This is a genomic window from Pseudarthrobacter sp. NPDC092202, from assembly GCF_044755505.1.
GTDB lineage: Bacteria > Actinomycetota > Actinomycetes > Actinomycetales > Micrococcaceae > Arthrobacter.
On sequence record NZ_JBIVRG010000005.1, the window covers coordinates 148,726 to 171,721 of the forward strand.

The window sequence follows — 22,996 nt, forward strand, 5'->3', positions numbered from 1 at the left end:
GTTGCTCCTTGCTGGCTGGGCCCGGCGTCGAACCACCGGACGCTAACCCTTACGACGTACCGGGGTGAACAATGGTTCACATATGGCGGCCTCAGGCGGTTGAACCTTCTGTCCGTTCGCGGCGTCTTTACGGAGTAGGCAGGAATGTGCGGGACAGTGCCCGGGCAGGAGGAACGGCATGCCGCTGGATGAGGACGTGGTGGCGTCCATTTACCGCGACCACGGCGCTGCCCTGCGCCGCTTCGTGCTCAGCGCCTCCCACGACCCCCAGCTTGCCGAGGACGTGGTGCAGGAAACGGTGCTGCGCGTCTGGCAGCACACACCTGAGATCACGGGCAGCCTCCGCAGCTACCTGTACCGGACGGCCAGGAACATCATGATCGACAACTACCGCAGGGCACGGCGCCGTCCCGCGGAGACCCTGGAAAGCGGCCTGGCAGAGCCGGCGGCCGCTGTTCCGGAGAAGGTGGACGAACTGCTCAACCGGGTGCTGGTGGAGGAGGCCCTGCTGCGGCTGAGCAAGGAACACCGGGACGTCCTGGTGGCGCTGCATTACCGCAGGTTCACGGTGAACGAGGCCGCCGTCCAGCTCAACATCCCCAGCGGGACGGTCAAGTCGCGCGCCTATTATGCCGTGCGGGCGTTGCGCACCATCCTGGATGAGATGGGGGTGGAACGGTGAACACCGAAGCGCACCACCTGCTGGGCGCCTACCTCCTGGGCGGGCTGGATGCAGGGGACCTGCAGGCCTTCGAGGCCCATCTGCAGGAGTGCGGGCAGTGCCGGAGTGAGCTTTCCGTCCTGGAGAAGGTGCCCGTGTTGCTGGACGCCCTTCCGGTGCCGGACGCCGTTGCGCTGACGGTCGCTCCGGGAGGGGCGGAGGACCGCGTTCCTGCCGCCGATTCCGCGCCGCTGCTGCGTAAGCTGGCCCGCCGCCGTCGGACGTTACGACGGCGGTGGGCGGCGCTGGCGGGCGCGGCAGCCACCGCTTGCCTTGCCTTGGGCCTGGCCGCGGGGCCCCTCCTGGCCCGGCCGCCGCAGCCGGACGCCACCTACTCGGTGCAGGCCGCGGACGGCCTCCAGTTCAGCATCGACCTCGCCCGGAAGACGTGGGGAACGGAGCTGGCCGTGAACGGAAGCAGCCTGCCGCAGGACGGGACGCTGTCCCTGTGGGTCCGCGACCGTGCGGGCGGCGAGGACCGTGCCTGCGCCTGGACCGCCACCCCCAGCGGCAGGGTCAGGATTACGGGGGCCACGCCGGTCCAGCTGGGAAGCATTTCAAGCGTGGAACTGCGGGACGGCACCCAGCGCGCCGTGGCAGTGGTCTCCGTGCCCTGAAGTACTGTGCGGACGGTCTTCCCTGCCCTGGATTACCTGTTCATTCTGGCCAGCTTGGCCCGCACCATCATGAACACGCCGTAACAGATGAGCCCGGCACCCACCGCGGCCAGGAGGTAGATCCCGAAGGGCTGGTCGCGCAGGGCCCGCAGACCGCCGTCGAGCCCGGTGGAGTCCTCCGGATGCGCCTGAAGGGTTGCGATGGCGATCAGCAGGCCCGTCAGCAGCAGGACTATTCCCTTGGCCACGTACCCGGTAACACCCAGGACGGTCACCGCGGTCCGCGCCGAGGGCGATGCGGGCATGACCAGGTGCTTTTCGAACGATTTCCTCAGCCCGCGGATGCCGTACACCACCCCGGTCACGGCTATACCCACACCCAGCAGGACCAGCAGGGCCACGCCGCCGGGGGCCTTCATGAGCGATATGGTCAGATCGCTGGCGGTCCGTTGATTGTCCCCGCCCGAGCCCGTTCCCGTGGCGAAGGACATCAGGGTCAGGGCGAGCCCGGTGAACACCACAGCCTGGGCCCCGGCCTTTGCCTTCTTGCCGGCTTTTTCCTTGGTGGGCAGGTGGTTGTAGTCAAAAATGGCATCGCTGGCCTGCCAGAGCGCAAGCGCAGCGCAGGCTGCGAAACTTGCCCAGAGAAGGAACGGCCCTGCCGGCTGGGTGGCAAGCTCGGACACCGCGCCGCTGAAGTCCGCATTCCCCGTACCGCCAAACGCCAGCCGGATGGCGATTGCCCCCACCAGCAGGTGGAGGATCCCGCTCGCCGCAAACCCCGCCCTCGCCAGCAGTTCCAGCGTCCGCGAGTTGGTGACATTCTCCGCCGCGTCGGCGGCCTGCTTCAGTTCTCTTTTGATGGCGGGTCCTTTGTGCAAGTGCTCTTCCGGTGTGCGCCCCTGCACACTAGGGCAATCGTGCCACGCCCGGGCGGTACTGGAACAGTGGGGGCCTTTCGTGGCCTTGCCGCGGGGGTTTGCGCCCTGGGCCGGCCGATGCCCGGCTGCCCAAGACACCACAGGGATGGGGAGGGATCCCCATCGCCCGGCCGCGGACGCTGTGCAACCATATGGACCAGCGATTGAACACGCACCGCGAACTTCTCCCGGGGGAACACCATGACTTTTTACGGCGCTGACGTCAGCCAGCTGCGGGCCCTGGCCAAAGCCGCCGACCGGGCAGCGGCATCGCTGAGTACCCAGGCAAGCTCACTGCACAGCCAGATCCAGTCGGCACCGTGGAAGGGCAGTGACGGGGACCGGTTCCGGCAGGAGTGGAGCGGAAGCCACCGCCCGGGCCTGGACAAAGTGGTGAACAGCCTGCGGGAGAACTCCAGGATCCTGTTGCAGCACGCTGAGGAACAGGAAAAATCATCCACGTCCTCCCCGGCCGGCAACGGCGGAAACAGCGCCTGGGACCGGATCACATCACTGGCTGACCAGGCCCGGGAATGGCTGAGGGAACAGGCCGCCGCAGCCGCAGCAGCTGCTGAACACCGCCGCGACCTGCAGTCGGACCTGGAGCGCATGCTTGAGGCGGGCCCGGAAGAGCAGGCCGCCTGGTGGGACAGCCTTTCCGCGGCGGACCGGCAGTACCTGATCGAAGGCGGCGACGACGACGGCCCGTTCGCCCGGGACCTCATGCGCATGGACGGCGGGGTCCCCGCCTCCGTGCAGGAGCAGGCCAGGGAACACCTCCAGGAGCTCGCCAAGGCGGACATCCCCGTCTACTCCGAGACCGGCAAGGCTTCCATCGAGGCACGGGTCGCGTGGGTGCACGGCGGCGCCGAAGTGGGGACGGAAGTGGTGGAGAACGCTGACGGCTCCGCCACCATGAAGGTGTACGGGAACATGGGCCTGGGGGTGAACGACACCACCGGCGCTGCGGGAGTTACGCTCAGCGGCGAGGTTTCGCGCGAGTACACGTTCGGGAGCGTTGAGGAAGCCATGGAAGCCCGGGAGCAGATGTACCGTGACCTGCCGCCGGACAGCGTGGGCGAGATCAAGGATGTGGCCGGCAACCCGCCGGGCTACATCCTGGACACCATCAACGAGGCCGCCGGCGACAACGGCTCCACAGGCCAGACGGACAAGGCCAAGGGAGCCCTGTCCCTGGAGGCCACAGGGGAGGCAGGCACCGCGTCCGGCTCCGCGAAGCTGGACCTGGCCTACGAACGGAACCTGACGGACGGGACCGCGACGGCGGGCGGCGAGGTCTCCGCGCAGGGCAAGCTCAACCTGGACGGCCGGGTATTTGAGGCCTCCGGCAAGGGCGGGCTGCAGGTCAGCCTGGACAAGGACAGCAACATCGACTCGGTGACGGTGTCGATGGACGGAACGGTGGCCCAGGGCGTCACGGCAGGAACGGACGTCAAGGCGGCCAAGGTGGAATCATCCGTGAGCGTGGGCAGCCAGGGCACCGTGAAGATCAACGTTGACTACACCCCGGAGAACAGGGACGTGATCGACAGCTACCTGCGGAACGTCGCGCTGGGCAACGACTACGGCGCCGCCCGGGACGCTGCGAAGCTTTACGAGGCCGGTTCTGCCACCGTCCAGGTCAACAGTGTTGTCACCGCCTCCCACGAGGCGGGCCTTGACGTGAAGGTGGGCGAGGTGGAGGTCAAGACCGAACACCAGGCCACCACCAACGTGTCCACGTACTATAAGGTGCCCAACGACACCAAGCTCGAGAGGCTGTGACCCATGTCAGTGCACATCGAATCCCCGCTGGGGTTCACTGCGGAATTTCCCGAGCACACCCAGGTCCTGGAGGATTCCACCGCCGGGCCCAACACCGAGCAGTACGGACTCCTGGGCGATGTCCTGGTGACCGTCATCAAGGACGATGCCTCCGTGCAGGGCGCCCCGCAGGCGAACGGGTGGGCGCACCTGATGTCCGAGTTCTACCGGGACGAGCGGGGCGGCACCCTCCTGGCCGAAGGCGAACTGGACCTTCCGGGGAAAGCCGCGTACGCCGTCGTGGTGGGCTACAACGACGCCGGGGGATCGGCGAAGGTTGCAGCCACAGTGGGTGTCTGGGAGAACGGGCGGTTCATCGGCGTGGTGGTCCTCTGGCCTTACACGGACCCGTCCATTGAACCGAGGCTTGGCATGCTGAAGGAGATTGTGGCCGCCATCAGCGTCACCTGACCTGCGCTGGGCCTTCCCCTGGCTGCCCCTGCCTGCTGCCTGTCCTGCGCTGGTTAGCGCCGGCGGTAGCAGAGGTCGAAGATCAGCCGCCCGGCTTCATGGGCCTTCGCCTCGAAACTGGTCCGGATCCTTCCTTCGAAACGGGGCGCCCAGCCTCCCGTTTCGTCGATGCCCTCATTTGGTCCTGTGTGCGCAGTGCTGACCGGGGCGCGGCCCTCCCTGACCGGTGCCCCGCCAACCACGGACTCGACGCCCGACTGCCACACCTGCGTCAGCGGACTTTCCGGCCCGCGGCGCTCGCCGGTGTGGAGGTTTTCGAAATCCTTGGAGTCCGCCAGGACATCGCGGACGTGGACGGCATAGTTCGACCAGTCGGTGGCAATGCGCCACAACCCGCCCGGCTTCAGCGCCCTCGCTGCCAGGTCCGCGAACTCGGGCTGGATGAGGCGGCGCTTGTGGTGCCGGGACTTGTGCCACGGGTCGGGGAAAAAGACCCAGAGTTCACTGACTGAGGCGGGCGGAAGCATCGTGGCCAGAACCTCGGGCGCGTTGGCCTCAACCACGCGGACGTTGCTGAGCCCGCGGCTGTTGATCTTGATGATGGTGTTGGCCAGGCCAGGGGTATAAACCTCCACTGCTAGGAAATCGGTGTCCGGGTTCTGCTCGGCGGCGTGGCACACGGCATCCCCCAGGCCGGAGCCGATCTCCACAATGAGGGGGGCCGTGCGGCCGAACTCGGCTTCGGCGTCGAAGGTGTAGTCCGGGTGGACGGAGGTGTTGGCAACGTGCCGCGGAACGTCAACAGCCCACCGTTCCGCGTGCTCTTCCCATGCCGCCTGCCGCCGGCCCTGCAGGCGCGTGCCGCGGCGGACAAAGCTCACCGGACGTCCGCCATACGTGCCGAAGGACGCCTGCGTTCCGGGCGTGACGGGCCTCGGGACGTGCGGCTGCTGGGGGTTTTCTGGGGATTCGCTCATCCCTTCCAGAATAGCGGCGCAGGGCGATGCGCTGGAACGCGGGACGCCGGAGCGAAATGGCCTTCCGGCCGTGGAAACGGATGAGTGCACGTCAGCCGAGCTGCATCAGGTACATGAACCGCAACGTGAAAATCAGACCAAGCACGAAGATCACGCCGGATATCCAGAGGGCAGCTATCGCCAGGCCCGACCGCTCGAAAGAGGTGCCCCACTTCCGCAAAGCTGTCAGAGCCAAAGCGGTTGATATTGAACCGAAAATGAACGGCATGCTCCAGAAAACCAGTGGGGCCAGCCATGGGGCTGCCGAAGGTCCCTCATACGGAAAGGTCAGCAACATGGCAAAACTGGCAAAAGTAGCACTTAGTGCAAGGCTGAATGGCGCCACGATTGCAAGCACCAGGCTGGCAACAGCTCTTGCCGCGAGCCCGGGGGGAGGCCCCTGGCCCTGATGGGGAAGGCCGGAAGGGCATTCCGGATCAAAACACCGGTTGCCGGTGGAGCCGCGGCCCCGTTCCGGTCCGGGGTTGGAAGCCGGTCCCGGATCAGTGGCCCGTCCGGCACCGATGTCCGCGCGGGCGACCATGGCATGGTCAACCGCCGGTCCAGCAACGACGGCGACCCCAGGGTCAACGTTCGGTTGGGGGCGCGGATTTCCAGCCGCGGCTGGCATGAATGGCTGTGGTGTGCTCAATTTTCTCCCGATTGTCCTACTTCTCCCCGTCTTCCCTAAGGGTTGAACAGGAAGGCTCAATCAGTTCGTATGGCTGGACGGCTTCCTCCCTTCACCGTAGGCAAGCGGCACGGGAAGCAGCAGGACCAAGTGCCCCTATGTGGATAACCCGGGAAACAAGTCCTGCAAGAATGGGCGGGTGAGGGAAGCGACGAACGCCGGGGCAAGGAAGCAGCGGGCACTTGAACCTGCGGCGAAGGAGCAGCCGGGCACTTTGGTTGACGCCGAGGTTGATGAGGCGCCCGCACCCGGGCCCACCCACGTGGGGAGCCGGCGGCAGCTCGCCTACCTGGGCCTGTGCCTGGTCCTGATCGGGCTCAACCTGCGTACAGTTTTCTCCAGCTTCTCGGCGGTCCTGCCCGAGGTGACGGCCCAGGCCGCCCTTCCCGGCTGGGCCGTGGTGGTGCTGACCACGGTGCCCGTTACCCTGCTGGGCGTGTTCGCGCCCCTTGCCCCGGTCCTGGCAAGGCGGTTCGGCGCTGAACGCGTGCTCCTCTTTGCCATGGCGGTGCTCACAGCCGGACTGCTGCTCCGCCCGGTTGAGCTGCCGGGAGCCAACCACCTGCCCGCGCTGCTCGCCGGGACGGCGGCCTGTGGAGCCGCGATCGCCCTGTGCAACGTCCTGCTGCCCGGTCTGGTCAAGCGGGACTTCCCGCACCGGCTGGGCCTGATGGGAGGGCTCTACACCACAGCCATCTGCGCCTCGGCGGCACTCGGGGCAGGCTTCACCTACCCGGTGTATGCGGCTTCGGGGGAGTGGACCCTGGCGCTGTGGTCCTGGGCGGTTCCGGCCGCCGTCGTACTTCTGCTATTCCTGCCGGTGGCACTCCGCCAGCCCCTCATCCGGCACCAGGCCGTCAGGGACGGCGTCAACGTGTGGCGCTCCCCGGTTGCCTGGCAGGTGACCATCTTCATGGTGCTGCAGGCCATGATGTCCTTCAGCGTCTTCGCCTGGCTGGCGCCCATCCTGCGGGAACGGGGCGTGGACGGGGCCACCGCCGGGCTGATCGTCTCCATGTGCATCGTCCTGCAGATGCTAGGCTCGCTGTTCGCGCCGGCGCTCGCAGCCAGGCTCCGGGACCAGCGTGCCATTAACACTGTGGTGGCCCTGATGACCGGCGGCGGCTTCGCCCTCAGTATCTTCGGGCCCCTTGACCTGGTCTGGGTGTGGGCGGGCTTGCTGGGCCTTGGGCAGGGAAGCCTCACGGCCGTCGCGCTCACCATGATCATGCTCCGGACCCGTGATGGGCACACTGCGGCGCACTTGTCTGGCATGATGCAGGGCGTCGGCTACGGCCTGGGCTCCACGGGGACGCTGATGGTGGGCCAGCTGCACCAGGCCACCGGGTCCTTCACCGCTGCAGGAGTCCTGTTCCTGGTGGTCGGCCTGCTGGCGGGGATTTTCGGGTACCGTGCCGGCCGCAACCGGTACGTCAGCTAAGGGGATAAGGTGCAGGACTCCGTTGTTCCAGCCACCCGTCTGGCGGCGGGCATCCTGAGGGGTCCATACCTCTGGGTGACGGTGGGGACGTGCGCCCTGGTGTTCCTGGCCGCGTTCGAATCCCTCGCGGTGACTACCATCATGCCCCTCGTCAGCCGCGAACTCGACGGCGCCGCCCTCTACGCCCTCGCTTTCGCCGGTCCGCTGGCAACCGGGGTGATCGGCATGGTTGCAGCGGGAAACTGGTCCGACCGGCGCGGACCCACCGCCCCGCTGTACACCTCTGTGGCGTTGTTTGTGCTGGGTCTTCTCATTGCGGGAACATCCATATCCATGCCGGTGCTCGTGGCGGGACGCCTGGTGCAGGGCCTCGGCGGGGGAGCCCTGACCGTCTCGCTGTATGTGCTGGTGGCCCGTATTTATCCCGGCGCGCTGCACCCCAAAATCTTCGCGGCGTTCTCCGCCGCGTGGGTGGTCCCTTCACTGGTGGGACCGTTCGCTGCCGGGATCGTGGCGCAGGTCTTCAGCTGGCACTGGGTGTTCCTGGGCGTGGTGGGACTGGTCATCCCGGCACTGCTCATGATCGCACCTGTCCTTCGGGGGCTGGACAAACCCGCCGCAACGCCCGCCACGCCGTGGGCGGCAGGCCGTCTGGGGTGGGCAGCGCTGGCCGCCGCCGCGGTGCTCGGGCTCAACCTGTCCGCCGGGGTTCGCGTCCCCGGCATCCCCGCAGCTTCGGCCGCCCTCGCCGTCGCGGCCGTGGGCGTGGCGCTGCTGGCGGTCCGGCCACTGGTTCCCCGGGGCACCCTCACGGCCCGCCGCGGACTGCCCAGCGTCATCCTTACCCGGGGACTCGCCTCGGCCGGGTTCTTCGGCGCCGAGGTGTACCTGCCCTACCTGCTGATCGAGCAGTACACCTTCTCGCCCACCTTCGCGGGCCTGACCCTCACAGCCGGGGCATTGTCCTGGGCCGGCGCGTCAGCCGTCCAGGGCCGGCTGGGTGCCAGGCTGCCGCACCGCCGCGCCGTGAGCATCGGGGCGCTGATGGTCCTTGGGGCGGTGGTCCTGGCCCTGGCGACGGCAGCGCTCAACTGGCCGGCCGCCGTCGCCATCGCAGGCTGGATCTCTGCGGGCGGAGGCATGGGACTGCTGTATCCGCGGCTGAGCGTGATGACCCTGGCACTGTCCACCAAGGAGAACGAGGGCTTCAACAGTTCTGCCATGTCCATTGCGGATTCCCTGGGCGGGGCGCTGGCGCTCGCCACCACGGGCCTCGTGTTCGCGGCGTTTACGACGACGGCGGGTTCCTTCGCCGGGGTCTTTGGCCTTGCCGCCGTGCTCGCCGCCGCCGCGGCCGCCGTGGCGCCCCGGGTCACCGCCGCCAAAACCCCCTGACGTACAGAGTTTTTGTCCAGATATGGCGGGTTCCAGGGCTCGGAAGGCTCCATACGTGGACAAAAACTCTCTGTGAGTCAGGGGAGCCGGGTTGCCCGCACCACGACGTCGGCGATTGTTGCGTGCTGGCCCTCCGGGCCGGTCACCGGACGCTCCCGGCTGGTCTGGACCTCCAGCTGCCACTCCGGTCCGTCCAGTCCCAGTTCCTGGACAAGCTCATCGCCCGTGTAGAACATCCCGCGGTGGTGGTGGCTGGCGCCGCCCCACGGCGGCAGCCGGTCCGGGTGGTGGCCCACCACCAGCAGTGTGCCGCCGGGCTTGACCGCTGCCGCAGCCGTGCGCAGCGGGCCCTGCCAGGCGAGCTCCTGGGAGTGCAGGAACTGCGTGGTCACCAGATCGAACGAGTTCCCCGGCTGCCACTGCTCCAGGTCCGCCTGCTGCCAGGTGATCCGGCTGGCGATGGCGCCTTCCGCGGCGTGGACGCTTTCCCGGGCCAGTGCCGCCTTCTCGTGTGAGCGGGCCCGGTCCAGTGCCACCGCGGAAACGTCGACGGCGGTGACGGTCCAGCCCTGCTGGGCGAGCCAGATGGCGTCCGCGCCTTCCCCGCAGCCCAGGTCCAGGGCCTTTCCCGGTCGCAGGCCCCCGGCTTCCCGGACCAGCTGCGGATTGGGTTTGCCGCTCCACATCTGGGGTTTGCTCCGGTACCGCTCATCCCAGGTGGCCGCGGCGTCGGCTGGCGTTCCGCCCGGAAGGCCCGGGCCGCCGTCGTTCGTGTCTTGCTGCGTCTCATGCTGGTGGGCCGCGTGTTCGCTCATGCCACAAGCCTGCCCCGCAGCGCCAACGAAGGCAACGCCCCCAACCAGGTAGCAGCACATGTCGTTATGGGTGCTCGAAGCGACATGTGCTGCTACCTGGTTGGGAGGGGAAGGAAGAACGGGATGTAACCGGGGAACGGGCCGGCTGCGGCGGGATGCTAGACTGGTGGAACTTGATGTGCAGTGATGCCCGGGTTTTCCTGTTCGGAGGTACTCCTCCAGCCAGGGACTGGGCTTTTTTCATGTGAGAGGCACATCCTGCGTCGATGAACGCGTTCCATTTGGTCCCGTCTGACTGCCACAATTTGCAGCGGCCCGGTTGATCACCTGACTTTTCTTCGGCGAACCCCTGGTCCAACCGGCATCGGGGGCCGATATCCGCCTGGATACCGCCTGAAAGACCGTATAAATACATGACTACTTTTTCTGCCCTCGGTACACCCAAGGCCCTTGCAGACACCCTCACCGCACAGGGAATTGTTGAACCGTTCCCCATCCAGGTCAAGACCCTCCCGGACACGCTGTCCGGGCGTGACGTCCTGGGCCGCGGCCGGACCGGATCCGGTAAAACCATCGCTTTCGCCATCCCGCTTGTAGCAAGACTCGCTGAGCGGGAAGCCAAGCACTTCCGCAAGCCCGGACGCCCCATGGGCCTGGTCCTGGCACCCACCCGCGAACTGGCCACCCAGATCAACGCCACCATCGAGCCGCTGGCTAAGGCCGCCGGCCTGAACACCACCGTGATCTACGGCGGCATCTCCCAGGCGCGCCAGGAAAAGGCGCTGCGTGCCGGCGTTGACATTGTGATCGCCTGCCCCGGCCGCCTGGAGGACCTCATCCGCCAGCGCGTCCTCACCCTCGAGGCCGTGGAGATCACGGTCCTGGACGAGGCGGACCACATGGCCGACCTCGGCTTCCTGCCCGTGGTGAAGAAGCTCATGGACATGACCCCCAGCCAGGGCCAGCGCCTGCTCTTCTCCGCGACACTGGACAACGGCGTGGACAAGATTGTCCAGCGCTACCTGTCCAACCCGCTGACCCACTCCGTGGACGATCCGCAGGCAGCGGTGACCACCATGGAGCACCACGTGCTGGTGGTCAACGACCAGACCGTCAAGAAGCAGCTGATCGTTGAGCTTGCCTCCGGTGCCGGCCGCCGCGTACTTTTCATGCGGACCAAGCACCATGCCCGCAAGCTCGCCAAGACCCTGACCGACGCCGGGATCCCGGCCGTGGACCTGCACGGCAACCTGTCGCAGAATGCCCGCGACCGCAACCTGGCCGAGTTCTCCTCCGGTGACGTCCGCGTCCTGGTGGCCACCGACGTCGCAGCCCGCGGCGTGCACGTGGACGACGTCGAACTGGTCATCCACGTTGACCCGCCCACTGAGCACAAGGCGTACCTGCACCGTTCAGGCCGTACCGCCCGCGCTGGTTCCGACGGCACCGTGGTCACGCTGACCCTCCCCGAGCAGCAGGCCGACGTCAAGAAACTGATGAAGGCTGCCGGTGTGGAGGTCAACTTCGAGCGCGTCACCGCCAACTCCCCGCTGGTTGCGGAGCTGGTGGGCGAAATGGCCGAGAAGATCGATCCCCGCACCCGCGCGGCGCTGCTGGCCAAGAAGGCCGCACAGCAGGGCGGCGGCACCTCCACCGGTGCCAACGCCGAGCGCAAGCGGGCCCGCCGCCAGGCTGCACCCACTGCAGGCGGGCGTGGCGGACGCGGTGGACGCGGCCGGGTTTCGGCTGAGCCCACCCGCACCGACATCCCGCGCGCCGAGCGCCGTGCGGTCGCCTTCGAAGGCCGGACCGAAGCCCGGGCAGCATTCGACCGCGTGGCTGAGCAGAACGAGGACCGCGCGGTAGCGGCAGCAGCTGCCCGCCGCAACAACCGCGGACGCGGCACGGCCTCCACACACCGCAACGACGTCCCCGCGGCAGGTGGCCGTGCATCGGCTGGCCGCGGATCGGACGGGCGTGCAGAATCACGCGTCACCCGCAGCGACGCCCCGCGTGGCGGCACCGGACGTCCGGCCAGCTCGGGCCGTCCGGCTTCGTCAGGCGGCCAGCGCAGCGGCAGGCCGGCTACCGGCCAGCGTGCCGCAGCCGGCGCAGGAACGGGTGCCCGGACCGGCGGACAGCGCTCCGCAGGGGCCGGCGCAGCCAGCGGCGGCAACAAGGCCGTTTGGTCCTCCAACACCGGTGGCACCTCCGGCGGGTCGTTCGGTTCAAACAGCGGTGGCGGTTCCGGCCGTCCCGCCCGCAGCGGCCCCCGCCGCGCTTCGGCTCCGGCGTCCAACGAACGGCGCAGCCGCTAGGCACTCGACAGACCTGTTGGGCCCAACCATCCCGGTTGGGCCCTTCGGATTTTAAGGGGATAGACCAGCGCTGCAGGTCACCAGCCGCGTGCGCGCCACTCCTCCAGGTGGGGCCGCTCGGCCCCCAGGGTTGTCGGCTTGCCGTGGCCCGGGTGGACCACGGTGTCATCCGAGTAGGCCCCGAACAGCCGCTGGGCTACATCGTCCAAAAGCTGTGTGAAACGCTCGGGATCGTTCTGGGTGTTGCCCACGCCGCCGGGGAACAACGAATCGCCGGAGAAAATATGCGCGGGTCCTTCGGGGTCCTCATAAACAAAGGCAATCGAGCCGGGCGTGTGCCCGCGCAGGTGGACCGCCGTAAGCGTAAAGCCGTCCACGGCCACCGTGTCCCCGTGCTCCAGGTTCCGGTCCGGCGCAACCGGCAGCGCATCGGCGTCGTCAGTTCCTGCGGCAGTGGGGGCGCCGGTTGCCCCCACCATCTCCTTCAGTGCCCGGACGTGGTCCCAGTGCTGGTGGGTGGTGGCAATGGCAGCGAGCTTCGGCGTCGCGGATGTGTCCGCGGCGGCGTCCCGCAGCAGCTGCCGGATGGCCGGCGCATCATCCGCGGCGTCGATCAGCACCTGTTCGCCGCTGGCTTTGGCAGTCAGCAGGTACACGTTGTTGTCCATCCCGCTGACCGAAATCCGGCGGATGGTGATGTCACGCAGGTCATGAATGAGTGAGTCCATGGGCTTGAGTTTATTCGCGCCCCTCCGAGACCCAGGCGGGATCGGCGGAACGGGAGCCGACGACGGCGTCCGAGGCTTCGCCAAGCGCGTCGAGGTGCGCCGGGGTCAGTTCCCGGTCCAGGGCGCCCAGGTTCTCGTCGATCCGGTGCGCTTTGCGGGTGCCCGGGATGGGGACGACCGGCAGCCCCAGCCTCCTGCCCTGGGCGAGCAGCCAGGCGAGGGCGACCTGTGCCGGCGTCGCGTCCAGCTGGTCCGCGACGGACTGCACCGTGTCCACCACCGCCTGGTTGGCGCCGGCGGCATCCGGGGCGAAACGGGGGATCCGGCGCCGGAAGTCGTTGTCCCCCAGGCTTGAGGCGTCGACGGTGCCGGTGAGGAATCCCCGGCCCAGCGGCGAGTACGGCACGAAGCCCACCCCCAGGGCGGCAGCGGCGGGGACAACGTTGCGTTCGACGTCGCGGCTCCAGATGGACCATTCGCTCTGGACAGCGGCTATGGGATGCACGGCACTGGCTTCCTCCAGTTCCTGGGCCGTCACCTCGGACAGCCCCAGGTGCCGGACCTTGCCCCGCTGCACAAGCTCCGCCATGGCTCCCACGGTTTCCGCCATGGGAACGCGGAGGTCGCGGCGGTGCATGTAGTAAAGGTCGATCACGTCGGTGCCCAGCCGGCGCAGGCTGCGGTCCACGGCCTTGCGGATGTAGGCAGCATCGCCGCGGATGTCCGTGTAGCCGTCCGCCGGCGTGCCCACCAGCCCGAACTTGGTGGCCAGCTGGACCTCGTTCCGCCGCGCCTTCAGCAGCTGAGCGATCAGTTCCTCGTTGCTGCCGCCGCCGTAGATGTCCGCGGTGTCGATGAAGCTGACACCGGAGTCCACGGCGTGGTGCAGCGTGCGGAGCGCGTCCTCCTGGTCCACCTCCCCGTAGACGGGCGTCAGGGCCATGCCGCCGAAGCCGAGCCGGCTGACGTCGAGTCCGTCGCCGAGGGTTACCGCGTGTGCCATGAGTTCTCCTGTTTCTTTGCCATTGCCAGCGCTGTTTTCGGATGCTGCTGGTAGTGGTAACCCCCTAGTGCCAGGGAATAATCCTGCTGGCCGCCGGACGGGTGGCCTCGATCAGCACGGCGTTGGCCTGGTCCGGGCCGGCTGCCCACGCTTCTGCCGCGGCCCGCTCCATCCCGAACGAGATGTGCCGCTCCACCAAGCGGTTCAGCCGCAGTGCCGGGGGTACATCAACAAACCAGACCTCGTCCAGCTGCGACCGGATGTCCTTCCAGGGTTCCTGTTCAAACAACAGGTAGTTGCCTTCCGTGATCACCAGGGGCACCTCCGCAGGGATGGCGATGGAGGCCGCCACCGGTTCATCAAGGGTGCGGTTGAACTCCGGGGCGTACACCACTGCCTCGTCCCGCCGAACCAGGCGGCGCAGCAGCGACAGGTACCCGCCGGCGTCGAACGTGTCGATGGCCCCCTTGCGCTGCCGCAGCGGCGTGCCCTCAATGATGGCGTTGCCCAGGTGGAAGCCGTCCATCGGCACCACCACAGCCTGCCCGGGCCCGAACTGCTGCTGCAGCCAGGCAGCGAAGGTGGACTTGCCGGCGCCCGGCGCGCCCGCGATGCCCAGCAGCATCCGCCGCCCGCCGTGCGGGGCGCCGTTCAAGGCGCCGCGCAGCGCAGCGACGGCCTCGGCGATCTCGGGGGAGTCCATGGCAAAAGCCTAGACTGCCGAAGCTCAGCGGCGGGCCGTTGGCTCCGGCGTGGAGCTGCGGGGTGCGTGTTCGGCCGGCAGAGCCTTGAGGCCGGCTGCGCAGCCGACGATCCCCGCAATGAACACAACCTTCAGCACGCTGAATGGCTCCACGCCGGTGGCCATCGCCCAGCCCACAGTCAGCGCGGCGCCCAGGCCCACCCATACCGCGTAGGCGCTGCCCAGCGGAATGGTGCGGATAGCCCAGCCCAGGCCCAGCATGCTCAGGGTGGCTGTCACGGCGAAAACAAGGGTTGGGCCGGGCCGGCTGAAGCCGTCGGACAGTCCGAGGGCCGTGGCCCATACGGCTTCGAGGACAGCGGAGGCCAGGAGCACCAGCCAGGGAAGTGAACGCCGCAGCATTACGCCACCACCTTCAGGCCAACCACGCACACGGCGATGCCGGAGAGCAAAAGGAGCCGCGCCGCCGTCGGACGTTCCACCCTGGTGACCATGGCATAAGCGGAGGTCAGCACTACGCCTACCCCAACCCAGACCGCGTAGGCGGTGCCGGTGGGGATGGACTGCATCGCGATGGCAAGGCCGCCCGTGCTCGCGGCGACGGAGACCAGGAAGAGGGCCGCGGGGGCCAGGCGCTGCCGTCCGGAGGCCTGGAAGGCGCGGTGCAGGGAGGCGGCCCAGACGGCCTCGAGCGCTCCGGAGAGAAGAAGTATTAGCCACGACATGGCAGATCCTTTGGCCAGTCTTGTCGCGTTCCGGGTACTGAACCGTCGTCCGGAGGCTCAGGTGCGGAGCCTTGGTTTCCAGCGTAGCAACGCCCGACGGCGGCGGGCACTTTTGGTGCCCAACCTCACCAGGGGTGCCTGCCGGGCGGGGCTAGAGGGTGCCGCCGGCTGCCTCGGGGGCAGAGGCGTCACGGCCGCCGTCGCCGATGGTTTCCCGGGCAATGAAGTTTTCGATGTCGAACAGGTTGTCCGCGCGCTCGGCGATGTTCAGCAGGGTGGTCATGGAGGCCACCTCCTCCACCTGCTCCTTGAGGAACCACAGCATGAACTGCTCGCCCAGGGCATCGTTTTCGCCGCGGGCAGCCCGGAACAGGTCCTCGATGTTGCGGGTGACTTCCTTCTCCTGCTGCAGCGCCAGGGCCAGCGGCTCGGTGACGGAAGTGAAGTCGTTGCGGACGGCCGGAACGCCGGGGATGGTGAAGGCAATGTCCCGGTCAAGCATGTACTGCACCATCATCATGGCGTGGTTCCGTTCCTCCACGGACTGGCGGTAGAAGTAGCGTGCCAGCTGGGGGAGGTCCTGGTTGGCGAACCAGGTGGCCACGGCAATGTACTGCTGCGATGCGGTGAACTCGTTGCCGATCTGGGTGGACAGGAGCGCATTAAAGGATGAAGTGGTCATAGCCCGAGTCTAGGGACGGCCCGGGGGCGCCACCAGTGTGGAAAGGCTCTGCTTCTCCAAGGCAAGGCTGCCCTCTGGCACCCGGGTCAGCCGGCCCGCTGCGCCAGCAGCTGTTCCACCCTTTCCGGGGCGTAGAGGCTCTCCTCCACGAGCTTGCACAGTCCAACAGCCGTGGCCGTCCGGCTGTCAGCGGAGACCACCTCAAGGTCCACGAGGGAGGGTTCAAAAGCGTCCTCGAGGATCTGCTGCCGGCAGGCCCGCAGGAAGTCCGGTAGTACGCCCACGAGCCCGCCCACGGCAATCCGGCCGGGGTTCAGCGTCCCCACGGTGGCTGCGAGCGCCCGTCCCAGTACCCGCCCGGCTTCGGTGACGGCGGAGCGCACGGCGGGATCGCTGCCGCATGCATCAACGAGCTGCCGCAGGGTGCGGTAGCCGGTCAGTTCCGGTTCCGCGAGGAGCGCGCGGCCCGACGCCGCCGCCGCAAGGCAGCCGTCCCTGCCGCACCGGCAGCGGCGGCCCGCGGCTTCGGGAATCCGCACGTGCCCGATGTCCCCGGCGGCTCCGTGGGCACCGCGGACCAGGGCTCCCCGCACGATGATGCCGGAGCCGACGCCGGTACTGACCTTTACTGCCACAAGGGACTCAAGCGGCTCCCGGACCTCGCCCACGGCCATCGACCGGGCGTCATTTTCCAGCAGGACCGGGCAGTCGAGCTTCGCCTCCATGACGTCCTGCAGGCGTTGCAGGTCCCAGTGGGCAAGGACAGTGCGTTCCAGGCCCAGCCGGTGGAGGGGGTCCACCGGGGCCGGCAGTCCCACCCCGGCTCCCACCGGCTGGCGCCCGTCAAGGAGCCGGAGGGACTCCTCAATGACGCTGCCGGCCACGCCTTCCTGGGACTGGCTGATCTCGATGGGCAGCCGTGCGGAGGCCAGGATGTCCCGGCCCAGGGAGAGGAGGTGGATGCTGGCGTGGGTGTGCCCGATCTCGATCGCGAGGACCAGCTTGCCGCGGTCATCGAAGCGCAGGGCCCGGGGCGGCCTGCCGCGCTGTGAGCGCAGTGGCGTGGATTCATAGACCAGGCCGGCAGCAAAGAGCGCATCCAGCCGCTCGTACAGGGTGGACCGGGCCATGCCCGTGATGTCCAGCAGGTCCGCGCGGCTGTAGCCGTCCGGGCTTGAGCGCAACAGCTGGAGGATGTGGCCGGCGCTCGTGGCGGGCCCTGCGGGAGGCTGGCCTGAGCCCCCGATGAGCGTCCTCTGCTGGATCATGCTGTCCGTTCCCTTTGCCCTGTGCGGCGTATCTGTGCCGCGGCCTGATCATTGACGTGGTCTGGATCACACAATTATGATCGATCATCAGACAAAAATACTATCTGCCCTTGCAGCAGGAGGTTCCAATGTCGGATCTTGCCCATGACGTCAGCCGGCGGGCCTTGCTGAAGGGAGGGCTGATGGCTCTGGCCACCGGCCCCCTGCTTGCAGCCTGCGGCGTGAACACCAGCGGGAGCGGAGGCGAAGGCTCCGTCAACTTCCTTTCCACCCAGTTCTCCCCGGTGGAAGAGCGGCAGCGGTATGAAGCCACGCTGAAGAAGTTCTCCGGGGACATCCAAGTGGCCTACAACCCCGTTGACACCGGCGTCTTCAACACCACGCTGAAGTCCCAGCTAGCCGCCGGGAAGGTTGAGATAGGCATCGCGGCGGGCCTGCACAGCGACCTCATTCCCTTCGCGTCGCAGTTCGAGGACCTCAGCTCGCTCACCAGCGACCTTTCATCTGCCGGCTACTCCGAAGACCTGCTGGAGCTGGCGAAGCTCGGCACCGATACTCCCCGGTACATCCCCTGGATCCAGGCGACGTACGTGGTGGCGGTCAACAAGAAGGCGCTGGACTGGCTGCCGTCAGGTGCCGACGCCAACAACCTCACCTATGAGGACTTCCTGGCGTGGGCGCAGGCGGCCAAGGCGGCGAACGGGGGGCGCCCGGTGTTCGGTATTCCTGCCGGGCCGAAGGGCCTCCACCACCGCTTCTACCAGGGTTTCCTGCTCCCCAGCTTCACGGGCGGGCAGATCACCACGTTCCGCAATGCCGATGCCGTCACCGCCTGGACCTACATGCGCGACCTCTGGGCCAACATGAACCCGGCCTCGGCGAATTACGACTTCATGCAGGAACCGCTGGGCAACGGGGAAGTCCTGGTGGCGTGGGACCACGTGGCACGCCTTATCAACGCGGTCCAGGACAAGCCTGACGACTGGCTGATGGTGCCCGCCCCGTCAGGCCCGAAGGGCAAGGGCTACCTGCTGGTCGTCGGCGGCATGGCCGTGCCCCAGGGTTCACCGGAAAAGGACAAGGCCTTCGAGCTGATCAAGGCGCTTTCGAAGCCGGAGGCGCAGATCGAGACGCTGAAGTCCAACGCCTTCTTCCCGGTGGTGAAGGCGGACATCGGAAGCGACCTCCCGGGCGGCATCGCCCTGGAGGCCAAGGCGGTCAAGGCGCAGCAGGAAGCCCAGGACGCCATCTTGGCGCTCCCGCCGGTGGGCCTGGGCGACAAGGACCCGCAGGTCTCGCAGCTGTTCAAGAACTGCTTCCAGGAGATCTGCCTGAACAACGCGGACGTCAAGGCGACGCTGGACCGCCAGGGGGCGGAGCTTGCCGGAATCATGGACACGCTGAATGTTCCCTGCTGGGCGCCTGATCCCGACGCTGACCAGTGCAGGGTTGCGTGATGGCTTCCCCCGACGCACCCGCTGCCACCAGGCCGCGGCCCCGGCCCGCCAGGCCCCGCGGCCGGCCGCCGCGGAGGAGCGGAACCTCGGCGGCGATGCTGCTGATTGCCCCGTCGATTGTCTTCATGACCCTGCTGTTCGGCTGGCCCATGGTCAGCGGCATCCTCCAGGCTTTCGGCGGCCCGGAGGGGCTGACCACCGCGAACTTCACCCGGATGGCGCAGGACCCCTACTTCTGGTCTTCCGTGGGCAACACCCTGCTGCTGATCGTGGTGATGATTCCGATCCAATTCGTCCTGGCGCTGGCCATGGCCCTGCTGATCCGGGCCAAACCGCGAGGATCCTCGGTGTACTTCTATATCTGGGCCATCCCCCTGGCGGTCAGCGACCTTGCCGCCGGCCTGGTGTGGCTGACGGTGTTCACGGACCGCGGGTACCTGAACTCCGTGCTGGCCTCCGTGGGCCTTGAACCGTTCTCCTGGCTCGCCTACGACAACTACGCCTCGATGTTCATGGCCGTGCTGATCGCGGAAGTCTGGCGGGCAACCTCGCTCGTGTTCGTGATCGTCGTCGCCGGGCTGCAGTCCATCCCGAAGGACTATGAGGAGGCGGCCGGCGTCTTCGGGGCGGGCTTCTGGGACCGGCTGTGGCACGTGACCCTGCCGCTGCTCCGTCCCAGCCTCCAGACTGCCCTGATCCTGCGGACCATCCTCGCGTTCCAGACCTTCGCGGTGGCGCTGGCCCTCACGGGACAGAACTTCCCGCTGGTGGTCGGCGAGACCTACCGCTGGTACACGGGCCTCCAGGACGCCAACGTGGCGTCGGCCCTGGCCCTGGTGGTCATGGCAGTGTCCATGGTCACCGCCGTCGGTTACCTCAAGCTCCTGAAAGACCAGTCGGAGGCCCCACGATGAGCCACGCCACCACCAACAAGGCAACCGCCCCGGCAGGCCGCCCGGAGCCGGAGGTTGACCGCAGGCCGCTGGCGAAGCGCCGCCGGAACCGGATCCTGCTGCAGGTCGGCTGCATCCTGATCACGCTCTTCATGGCATTGCCCATCTACCTGATCGCGCTGTCCGCCACCTCCAGCAGGGCTGCCCTGCAGGAGTTTCCCCTGAGCTTTATCCCCAACAACTTCTCCCTTGAGACGATGGAGACGTTCCTGCAGTCCACGGGCATCCTTGGCGGGCTCATCAACTCCGTCCAGGTGGGCATTTTCACCCTTGTGCTGTCCCTGATCATCGGCGTCCCGGCCGGTTACGCGGTGGCGCGCTTCGCCTTCCCCGGCAGGGACCCGTACCAGCTCTTCCTGCTCTTCACCCGTGCCCTGCCCATCGTGGTGCTGTCCGTGCCGCTGGCCCAGCTCTTCCTGCAGACCGGGCTGTACGACAGCGTCCTGGCCGTCGTCCTGCTCCACACCGCGCTGGCACTGCCCACCACCATCCTCATCACCTCCTCGGTGTTCCTGGGCGTCCCGCGCGACGTTGAGGAAGCAGCCCGGATCTTCGGCTGCAGCCCGGTGCAGGCCTTCCTCAAGGTGGTCATGCCCATGGCCATCCCCGGCATCGCCGCGGCCTCGATCTTCACCTTCGTGATGTCCTGGAACGAGGTCCTCGGCGCATCCATCCTCACCCTGAACCAGCGCACCCTGCCGGCCCAGGTCCTCAGTTCCCTCGCCGAGTCACCGCTGGCCTACCGGTTCGCCGGCGGTTTCCTGCTGGTGATCCCGGCACTGATCTTCATCTTCTTCATGCGCCGCTACCTCACCAACATGTGGGGCTCCACCATCCGCTGAGCGTGTTTCCAGAGAGGCTGTTCCATGGCTGACATCTCGATCAAGGGTCTCAAAAAGACCTACCCCGGCAGCACCGAGCTGGCCACCAACAACGTTTCCCTCGATGTTGCCGAGGGCGAGTTCATGGTGCTCCTGGGGCCTTCGGGCTGCGGAAAGACCACCCTGCTGCGCATGGTGGCAGGGCTGGACTTCCCGGACGAGGGAAGCATCTCCATCGGGGGCAGGGACGTGACCTACCTGCCGCCGCAGGACCGGAACCTGTCCATGGTGTTCCAGTCCTACGCCGTCTTCCCGCACCGGAAAGTCCGCACCAACATCGGGTTCGGGCTGGTGATGAAGAAGATGCCGCGGGACGAGGTGGAAAAGAAGGTCGCGTGGGCCGCGGACCTGCTCCAGCTCACCCCCTACCTGGACCGGTACCCCGCCCAGCTGTCGGGCGGGCAGCGGCAGCGCGTCGCGGTCGCACGCGCCATCGTCATGGACGCCGACGTGCTGCTCATGGACGAGCCGCTGTCCAACCTCGATGCGCTCCTGCGGCTGGACTTCCGGGCGGAGCTGAAGAAGATCGTCCAGCAACTGGGCTCCACCACGCTGTACGTGACCCACGACCAGGTGGAGGCCATGAGCCTCTCTGACCGGGTGGCCGTGATGAAGAAGGGGCAGATCGCCCAGCTTGGCCACCCCATCACCGTCTACGAGGAACCGGCCGACCGGTTCGTGGGAGGGTTTATCGGCTCCCCGCCCATGAACTTCCTGGAGGGGCGCGTCACCCAGCAGGGGGCCCTGGAAGTGGCGGGCCAGAGCACCGAGGCCCCCGAATTCCTGGCCCACTCAGCGGCCCGGTCCGGAGGCCTCCCCGTGATGGTCGGGATCCGGGCGGAGAACATCTACCTCGAACAGCGCGGCACGCCGGGGACCCTGGACGCCACTGTGGAAGTGGTGGAACCGCTGGGCCACGCCACGCTGTTGACCGTAGACCTGGGCGGGCAGACCATCAAAGTGCAGGTCGCCTCCACGGTGCGGGTCTCTCCGTCAGAAAAGGTCGGACTGCGCTTCGACCAGGCCGCCATCCGGTTCTTCGACACGGAAACCCAGCTGGGACTCACGGCATGAGCCCGGCGCCGGACGGGGGCACGTTTCCGATACGAACCCTTGAGGAGCTGGGGAGCCGGGCGAAGGACGTCCTGGCAGCGAACGACATCGGCACCATGGTGACGGCGGCGCCGAACCTGTACCCGCACATGTGGAGCTGGGATGCCGCTTTCGTGGCCACCGGCCTTTCCACCGTGAGTGTGGCCCGTGCACTCCAGGAGCTGGACTACCTGGTGGCCGCGCAGTGGAAAAGCGGGATGATCCCGCACATCGTGTTCTCCGACGTCCCGGGCTACTTCCCCGACGTGGACCGGTGGGGGACCCGCGGCATTTCGCCGGAGGGCGTGCAGTCCAGCGGCATCTGCCAGCCGCCGGTGCATGCCACCATGCTGCGCCGCATCGTGGAAAGGGCGACGGCGGCCGGCGGCGAGGATGCCAGGCTCACGGAGGAATTCACGCGGCGGACGCTGCCGCAATGGATCGACTGGCACGGCTGGCTGCGGAGCGCACGCGGCGGGGACAGCACGGGCCTGCTCACCATTTACCACGGCTGGGAATCCGGGATGGACAACTCGCCGCGCTTCGACGGCCCGTACTCCCGGGTCCAGCCGGGGCAGATGGAGCCGTTCGTCCGGACCGACACCCTGAAGGTCACGGACCACAGCCAGCGCCCCAGCGACGAGGAGTACAGCCGGTACCTGTGGCTGGTGCAGCAGATGGCTGAGGTGGGGTTCGACGACGCGAGGCTGCCGGGGGTGATGTCTTTCCAGGTCAAGGATGTCTTTATGTCTGCGATCTTTGCCGCGGCCAGCGAGGACCTCGCGGTGCTGGCCGAACAGTTCGGCCTGCCGGAGGAAGCTCCCCAGCTGCGGCAGTGGGCGCAAGAATTCCGCGACGGCGTGGACGCCACCGTGGATGCGCAGACAGGGCTTGCGCGGGACCGGGACGTGCTGACGGGTGAATGGATCGGGCCGCCCACCATCGCCGGTTTCGCGCCCCTGGTTTCCACCGCGGACCAGGCACTCCTGGACCGGCAGCTGGAGATTTTCGAGGGGCCGGACTGGACCGGCGACCCGCGGCTGGCCTTCCCGCTGCCCGCCTCCACGTCCACCACGTCTGAGGGGTTGAAGCCGCGCCAGTACTGGCGTGGACCGGTGTGGCCGGTGATGAACTGGTACCTGGCCCACTGCCTGCGCAGGCGGGGCGACGGCAAGCGGTACCGGCAGCTGCGCGAGGCTTCCCTCGCCCAGCTGATGGAAGGCCATTTCGGTGAGTACTATGAGCCGTTCACCGGTGAGCCGCTGGGCAGCATGGACCAGTCGTGGACAGCGGCCGTGGCGCTGGAGTGGCTCGCCGATCCTGAGAACGGCTGAC

23 protein-coding genes and 1 riboswitch are annotated in these 22,996 nt (G+C 67.7%); of the genes, 13 read left to right on the forward strand and 10 right to left on the reverse strand.

The window, feature by feature from the left end; all coding sequences use genetic code 11:
• The first annotated feature begins 178 nt into the window (after nt 1-178).
• On the forward strand, nt 179-682 hold the full coding sequence (locus ACIQF4_RS10565) for a sigma-70 family RNA polymerase sigma factor (RefSeq protein WP_400516034.1): 504 nt from the start codon (nt 179-181) through the stop codon (nt 680-682).
• Nucleotides 679-1,338 carry a zf-HC2 domain-containing protein gene (locus ACIQF4_RS10570; RefSeq protein WP_400516035.1) on the forward strand — a complete coding sequence of 220 codons (660 nt, stop codon included), beginning with the start codon at nt 679-681 and terminating at the stop codon, nt 1,336-1,338. The genes ACIQF4_RS10565 and ACIQF4_RS10570 overlap by 4 nt, the downstream gene beginning before the upstream one ends.
• Before the next feature lie 32 nt (nt 1,339-1,370).
• On the opposite strand, the gene ACIQF4_RS10575 is transcribed toward ACIQF4_RS10570, so the two are convergent.
• A complete protein-coding gene (locus tag ACIQF4_RS10575) occupies nt 1,371-2,219 on the reverse strand; it encodes a DUF1206 domain-containing protein (protein ID WP_400516036.1) in 849 nt (282 codons plus the stop codon).
• 240 nt (nt 2,220-2,459) lie between these two features.
• Here ACIQF4_RS10575 and ACIQF4_RS10580 point away from each other — a divergent pair, with 240 nt between their 5' ends.
• Together ACIQF4_RS10580 and ACIQF4_RS10585 are read left to right on the forward strand one after the other, a co-directional pair.
• Nucleotides 2,460-4,043 carry a hypothetical protein gene (locus ACIQF4_RS10580; protein WP_400516037.1) on the forward strand — a complete coding sequence of 528 codons (1,584 nt, stop codon included), beginning with the start codon at nt 2,460-2,462 and terminating at the stop codon, nt 4,041-4,043.
• Nucleotides 4,044-4,046: 3 nt separating this feature from the next.
• Entirely contained in the window at nt 4,047-4,493 is a 447-nt protein-coding gene (locus ACIQF4_RS10585; RefSeq protein ID WP_400516038.1) for a hypothetical protein, read from the forward strand.
• 53 nt (nt 4,494-4,546) lie between these two features.
• Here ACIQF4_RS10585 and trmB read toward each other — a convergent pair whose 3' ends face one another.
• On the reverse strand, nt 4,547-5,470 hold the full coding sequence (trmB, locus tag ACIQF4_RS10590) for a tRNA (guanosine(46)-N7)-methyltransferase TrmB (RefSeq protein ID WP_400516039.1): 924 nt from the start codon (nt 5,468-5,470) through the stop codon (nt 4,547-4,549).
• A 113-nt stretch (nt 5,471-5,583) separates the two neighbouring features.
• Here trmB and ACIQF4_RS10595 point away from each other — a divergent pair, with 113 nt between their 5' ends.
• The 3 genes from ACIQF4_RS10595 to ACIQF4_RS10605 all read left to right on the forward strand — a co-directional run bounded on the left by ACIQF4_RS10595 (nt 5,584) and on the right by ACIQF4_RS10605 (nt 9,036).
• Nucleotides 5,584-5,919: a hypothetical protein gene (locus ACIQF4_RS10595; protein ID WP_400579954.1), complete on the forward strand. Its 336-nt coding sequence runs from the start codon at nt 5,584-5,586 to the stop codon at nt 5,917-5,919.
• Nucleotides 5,920-6,339: 420 nt separating this feature from the next.
• Entirely contained in the window at nt 6,340-7,641 is a 1,302-nt protein-coding gene (locus ACIQF4_RS10600) for an MFS transporter (RefSeq protein ID WP_400516041.1), read from the forward strand.
• Between the two features lie 9 nt (nt 7,642-7,650).
• A complete protein-coding gene (locus ACIQF4_RS10605) occupies nt 7,651-9,036 on the forward strand; it encodes an MFS transporter (protein ID WP_400516042.1) in 1,386 nt (461 codons plus the stop codon).
• A 77-nt stretch (nt 9,037-9,113) separates the two neighbouring features.
• On the opposite strand, the gene ACIQF4_RS10610 is transcribed toward ACIQF4_RS10605, so the two are convergent.
• Entirely contained in the window at nt 9,114-9,851 is a 738-nt protein-coding gene (locus ACIQF4_RS10610; RefSeq protein ID WP_400516043.1) for a class I SAM-dependent methyltransferase, read from the reverse strand.
• A 413-nt stretch (nt 9,852-10,264) separates the two neighbouring features.
• On the opposite strand from ACIQF4_RS10610, the gene ACIQF4_RS10615 reads away from it, so the two are divergent.
• Nucleotides 10,265-12,169, forward strand: coding sequence for a DEAD/DEAH box helicase (locus ACIQF4_RS10615; RefSeq protein WP_400516044.1), 1,905 nt, complete (start codon nt 10,265-10,267; stop codon nt 12,167-12,169).
• Between the two features lie 77 nt (nt 12,170-12,246).
• Here ACIQF4_RS10615 and ACIQF4_RS10620 read toward each other — a convergent pair whose 3' ends face one another.
• The 7 genes from ACIQF4_RS10620 to ACIQF4_RS10650 all read right to left on the reverse strand — a co-directional run bounded on the left by ACIQF4_RS10620 (nt 12,247) and on the right by ACIQF4_RS10650 (nt 17,278).
• Nucleotides 12,247-12,897 (reverse strand): MBL fold metallo-hydrolase, encoded by a 651-nt coding sequence (locus ACIQF4_RS10620; protein WP_350005246.1) that lies wholly within the window; start codon nt 12,895-12,897, stop codon nt 12,247-12,249.
• A 10-nt stretch (nt 12,898-12,907) separates the two neighbouring features.
• The gene (locus tag ACIQF4_RS10625; RefSeq protein WP_400516045.1) at nt 12,908-13,900 is read right to left on the reverse strand and encodes an aldo/keto reductase; all 993 of its coding nucleotides are present in this window, start codon (nt 13,898-13,900) and stop codon (nt 12,908-12,910) included.
• 64 nt (nt 13,901-13,964) lie between these two features.
• On the reverse strand, nt 13,965-14,603 hold the full coding sequence (locus tag ACIQF4_RS10630; RefSeq protein WP_350005250.1) for a nucleoside/nucleotide kinase family protein: 639 nt from the start codon (nt 14,601-14,603) through the stop codon (nt 13,965-13,967).
• 24 nt (nt 14,604-14,627) lie between these two features.
• Nucleotides 14,628-15,005 carry a multidrug efflux SMR transporter gene (locus tag ACIQF4_RS10635; protein ID WP_350005252.1) on the reverse strand — a complete coding sequence of 126 codons (378 nt, stop codon included), beginning with the start codon at nt 15,003-15,005 and terminating at the stop codon, nt 14,628-14,630.
• Nucleotides 15,005-15,328, reverse strand: a complete 324-nt coding sequence (locus tag ACIQF4_RS10640; RefSeq protein WP_231453838.1) for a multidrug efflux SMR transporter — start codon at nt 15,326-15,328, stop codon at nt 15,005-15,007. The genes ACIQF4_RS10635 and ACIQF4_RS10640 overlap by 1 nt, the downstream gene beginning before the upstream one ends.
• Nucleotides 15,329-15,337: 9 nt before the next feature.
• A riboswitch (guanidine-III (ykkC-III) riboswitch) is annotated at nt 15,338-15,403 on the reverse strand.
• Between the two features lie 76 nt (nt 15,404-15,479).
• Entirely contained in the window at nt 15,480-16,010 is a 531-nt protein-coding gene (locus ACIQF4_RS10645; protein ID WP_400516046.1) for a ferritin, read from the reverse strand.
• 86 nt (nt 16,011-16,096) lie between these two features.
• Entirely contained in the window at nt 16,097-17,278 is a 1,182-nt protein-coding gene (locus ACIQF4_RS10650; protein WP_400516047.1) for an ROK family protein, read from the reverse strand.
• A 128-nt stretch (nt 17,279-17,406) separates the two neighbouring features.
• Here ACIQF4_RS10650 and ACIQF4_RS10655 point away from each other — a divergent pair, with 128 nt between their 5' ends.
• From ACIQF4_RS10655 to ACIQF4_RS10675, 5 genes are read left to right on the forward strand one after another with little or no spacing between them, the layout of a single operon-like run.
• Nucleotides 17,407-18,735 carry an ABC transporter substrate-binding protein gene (locus tag ACIQF4_RS10655; protein WP_400516048.1) on the forward strand — a complete coding sequence of 443 codons (1,329 nt, stop codon included), beginning with the start codon at nt 17,407-17,409 and terminating at the stop codon, nt 18,733-18,735.
• The gene (locus tag ACIQF4_RS10660; RefSeq protein WP_400516049.1) at nt 18,735-19,649 is read left to right on the forward strand and encodes a carbohydrate ABC transporter permease; all 915 of its coding nucleotides are present in this window, start codon (nt 18,735-18,737) and stop codon (nt 19,647-19,649) included. The genes ACIQF4_RS10655 and ACIQF4_RS10660 overlap by 1 nt, the downstream gene beginning before the upstream one ends.
• Nucleotides 19,646-20,530, forward strand: coding sequence for a carbohydrate ABC transporter permease (locus ACIQF4_RS10665; RefSeq protein ID WP_400516050.1), 885 nt, complete (start codon nt 19,646-19,648; stop codon nt 20,528-20,530). The genes ACIQF4_RS10660 and ACIQF4_RS10665 overlap by 4 nt, the downstream gene beginning before the upstream one ends.
• Nucleotides 20,531-20,554: 24 nt before the next feature.
• Nucleotides 20,555-21,643: an ABC transporter ATP-binding protein gene (locus tag ACIQF4_RS10670; RefSeq protein WP_400516051.1), complete on the forward strand. Its 1,089-nt coding sequence runs from the start codon at nt 20,555-20,557 to the stop codon at nt 21,641-21,643.
• Nucleotides 21,640-22,995, forward strand: coding sequence for an MGH1-like glycoside hydrolase domain-containing protein (locus ACIQF4_RS10675; protein ID WP_400516052.1), 1,356 nt, complete (start codon nt 21,640-21,642; stop codon nt 22,993-22,995). Before ACIQF4_RS10670 ends, ACIQF4_RS10675 begins: the two co-directional genes overlap by 4 nt.
• The last annotated feature ends 1 nt before the right edge of the window (nt 22,996 follow it).